The 3,301-nt window shown below is 43.0% G+C and carries 4 protein-coding genes; 3 read left to right on the top strand and 1 reads right to left on the bottom strand.

Annotation, left to right across the window (positions count from 1 at the left end):
• The first annotated feature begins 127 nt into the window (after window positions 1-127).
• Genes E1163_RS01525 through E1163_RS01535 form a run of 3 tightly spaced genes read left to right on the top strand, consistent with a single transcriptional unit; the run spans window position 128 to window position 1,950 of the window.
• Window positions 128-514: a TraR/DksA family transcriptional regulator gene (locus E1163_RS01525; RefSeq protein WP_155168763.1), complete on the top strand. Its 387-nt coding sequence runs from the start codon at window positions 128-130 to the stop codon at window positions 512-514.
• Between the two features lie 3 nt (window positions 515-517).
• The gene (gene scpB / locus E1163_RS01530) at window positions 518-1,084 is read left to right on the top strand and encodes an SMC-Scp complex subunit ScpB (protein ID WP_343033716.1); all 567 of its coding nucleotides are present in this window, start codon (window positions 518-520) and stop codon (window positions 1,082-1,084) included.
• 47 nt (window positions 1,085-1,131) lie between these two features.
• A complete protein-coding gene (locus E1163_RS01535; protein WP_155168764.1) occupies window positions 1,132-1,950 on the top strand; it encodes a pseudouridine synthase in 819 nt (272 codons plus the stop codon).
• Between the two features lie 118 nt (window positions 1,951-2,068).
• On the opposite strand, the gene E1163_RS01540 is transcribed toward E1163_RS01535, so the two are convergent.
• Window positions 2,069-3,301 (bottom strand): sensor histidine kinase (locus tag E1163_RS01540; protein ID WP_221417902.1); only part of this gene is annotated, 1,233 nt, incomplete at its 5' end.

Raw genomic sequence — 3,301 nt, forward strand, 5'->3', positions numbered from 1 at the left:
ATTTTAAATTAAATTTGTTTAGACCTGAAACAATTTATTCAATATAATCTTTTTTGTTTTGGGTTCCATAAACTATTTTTAGGCGGTTTTATTGGAACCGATGTATTAAACCTAAAATTTTAGCATAATGAGTAAGGAAGAAAAGACCAGGTATTCAGAGGCAGAGTTAAATGAGTTTGAAGAACTCATTATCGAAAAATTAGAGAAAGCCAAAAACGAGCTTAAAATATTAAAGGAAACCCTTAACAAGAGTAATGATGAGGGTACTGACTCTACTTCCGGGAATACGAAAGTACTTGAGGATGGTGCGGATACTGCTGAGAAGGAAAACCTGAGTCAATTGGCGGCGCGTCAACAGAAGTTTATCAACAATCTGGAGAGTGCATTGGTAAGGATAAAAAATGGTACTTATGGAGTATGTTCCGTAACAGGCAAGCTGATCTCCAAGGATCGTTTACGTGCTGTACCTCATACTACTCAATCGATAGAAGCTAAACTGAGCCAGCAGAGTTAATCCGTGGATTTTCTTCAGAATCATATAGAGGCGTTGATATTTTGTTCGCCCAGCCCTATAAAGGTTAATGAACTAAAGGCCTGCCTCTCTGAGATGTTTGAGGCCGATGTGCCGGAAAAAGATATTGAGGAAGCATTAAAAAGGCTGGAAGAAAAATTCGAGTCGGATGAACATTCCTTTGGTTTGAACCACTCCGGAGGAGGCTACCAGTTCTTAACCAAGCCGGCTTATCAGGCCAGTATTGGCATAATGCTCAAACAGCAGTCTAAAAGAAGGCTGTCTACATCGGCATTGGAAACACTTTCTATCATTGCTTATAAGCAACCGGTGACCAAATCAGATGTGGAGAGCATACGTGGTGTTAACTGCGACTATGCAGTGCAAAAACTGCTTGAAAAAGGATTGCTGGAGATCAAAGGAAAGTCAGAGTCAATAGGCAGGCCGTTGCTATATGGTACGAGTGATTTCTTTATGGAATACTTTGGGATCAATAGCCTCAACGAACTGCCGACACCGAAGGATTTTACTCCGGCAGATGATAATTCAATTGGAGAGGAATCAGAAAACTGACCTCTCCATTACACCATTAAATCCAGTAGTGATACTGCGTTACCCTTATGAAAAAATCAGGAAAATCAGAAAATAATCGTAGCAGACCAGGCAAAGGGGCTAAAGCAAAGCCACAGTCCAAGTCTGGCAAAGCCACTGCCCCAAAGCAGGAAGCCTCCAATGAGGTTCGCTTAAATAAGTACATTGCCAACGCCGGCGTATGCTCCAGACGGGAAGCGGATAAACTTATAGCCGCGGGGGAGATTAAAGTTAACGGCCAGGTAGTTACCGAGCTTGGTTATAAAGTAGAGCCGACGGATAAAGTTGTCTATAAAGGCAAAAAGCTAACACCGGAGAAGCCGGTTTATGTGCTTCTCAATAAACCAAAAGATTTTATAACTACCACTGACGACCCGGAAAACCGCAGAACGGTGATGGAGTTGGTAAAAAACGCTTGCGAAGAGCGGATCTATCCTGTAGGCAGGCTGGATAGGAATACTACTGGCTTGCTGCTGTTCACTAATGACGGGGAACTGGCCAGAAAGCTTGCTCACCCCTCTCACCGGGTAAGAAAAATATATAAAGTAGAGCTGGACAAGAATATTACCAAGGAAGACTTTATCAAGATTGAAAACGGCCTTGAGCTGGAGGACGGACTTGCCATTGTAGATGGACTTGCCATTGTGGACAACAATAAAAAGATGATTGGCATAGAGATCCATATAGGTAAAAACCGGATCGTGAGACGCATATTTGAGCACCTTGGCTATGAAGTTGTAAAGTTGGATAGAGTGATGTATGGTCCTCTGGATAAACTTAACCTCCCAAGGGGCAAGTGGCGGTTTTTAAATGATAAAGAAATAGCCAAGTTAAAGAGGTTGAACTGACCCTGTTCAACCTTCTGTTATCCATGATGTACTCAAGGTGTGCATGTTCAATTCTTAAAAGCAGATAATCCTTAACTTCCGGGAAACGACAGAACTTTTATGGAAATACTCAACGGGATTACAGCTCTGGCTCAGGTATTACGACCTTAAAGGTTGAGCCTACACCGGGAGCTGATTCCAGTGATATGGTACCGTTGAGTTTTTTCACTGCCTCCTTTACGATGAATAGTCCTAAACCAGAGCCCTGGGAGTCTGTGGAGGCCCTGTAAAACATATCAAAAACCTTGGTATGGTCTTTTGGATCAATGCCACTGCCGTTATCGGCGATGGTTATGGTTACCATACCGCCCGATTTATGAAAGCTGATTTTTATGTGAGGATCCTGCTTTGAGAGGTCATGATATTTTACGGAGTTTGAAATAAGGTTATTCAATATCGTTACCAGCCGGTCTTTGTCACCATTGAGCTGGTTCTTTTCGTCAGGCTCATAGTCAAGTCTGATGGAAGATGCCCCTTTTGCGAACTTTATGGAACCGATAACATCATCAAGCAGCACGTTGAAATCAAGCTTGGTTACATTTAGCGTCCGTTTGCTATTTTTTGAATAGTTCAGGATGTCATTTATAACCTCGTCCAGTTTTTGGATGCGGCCTTCAATCCTTTCAAAGATTTCCAGGGTTTCCTGGTCCTTGCTCTGGTGCTTGGCCAGATAGGTAAGGCCAAGTATTGAAGCTATAGGTGATCGTAAGTCGTGAGAGGTGCTGTAGAAGAAACTATCCAGGTCAGCATTGGCTTTTTTCAAATCCCTTCTTTCATTTTCAAGCAGCCAAATGACCATGCCCATACCAATGAGTGCCTGCAGGAAAAAATCCAGAAGGCCCAGGTGGGCTACATACGGAAATTTATATTCGATGCCTAACAGTGGAAGCAGGCCTACTATAAAATAATTGATTTGTTCCAGGCCAAAAACTATAAAAGCCACTGTAAGCAACTTTTTGCCCAGACCTTTAAATGTAGCCGTGGTGACCATTATCCAGACCCCGGTAGCCAGGAAACCTATGCCGGTGATGATGGCCCTCAGGCTAACCCTTACAAAGAATCTCTCATCAGAGGCGGTTAGATCACCCAGGAACACTACACTGGATATGGCTGCAAGTATAAGCGCAGACAGCAGCATCAGATAAAGCCGGGGCTTATGAAACTTCTTTTCGTTAATCAACTCCCATGTTCCTGCAAAAAGCAATACCGTTTGAATGTAGGCCGCACTTATGGATAGAACTGTTAGCGAAACCCATACGGGATGGTCGACGGGGTATACCCACATAATTTGCAGAATAGCAGCGGCAGTAAG

The sequence above is a fragment of the Fulvivirga kasyanovii genome, assembly GCF_009711405.1.
GTDB classification, from domain to species: Bacteria; Bacteroidota; Bacteroidia; order Cytophagales; family Cyclobacteriaceae; genus Fulvivirga; species Fulvivirga kasyanovii.

Bases quoted from the DNA above. Each gene is read 5' to 3' on its own strand.
- E1163_RS01525 (WP_155168763.1), top strand. From the start codon at position 128: ATGAGTAAGGAAGAAAAGACCAGGTATTCAGAGGCAGAGTTAAATGAG.
- E1163_RS01535 (WP_155168764.1), top strand. From the start codon at position 1,132: ATGAAAAAATCAGGAAAATCAGAAAATAATCGTAGCAGACCAGGCAAA.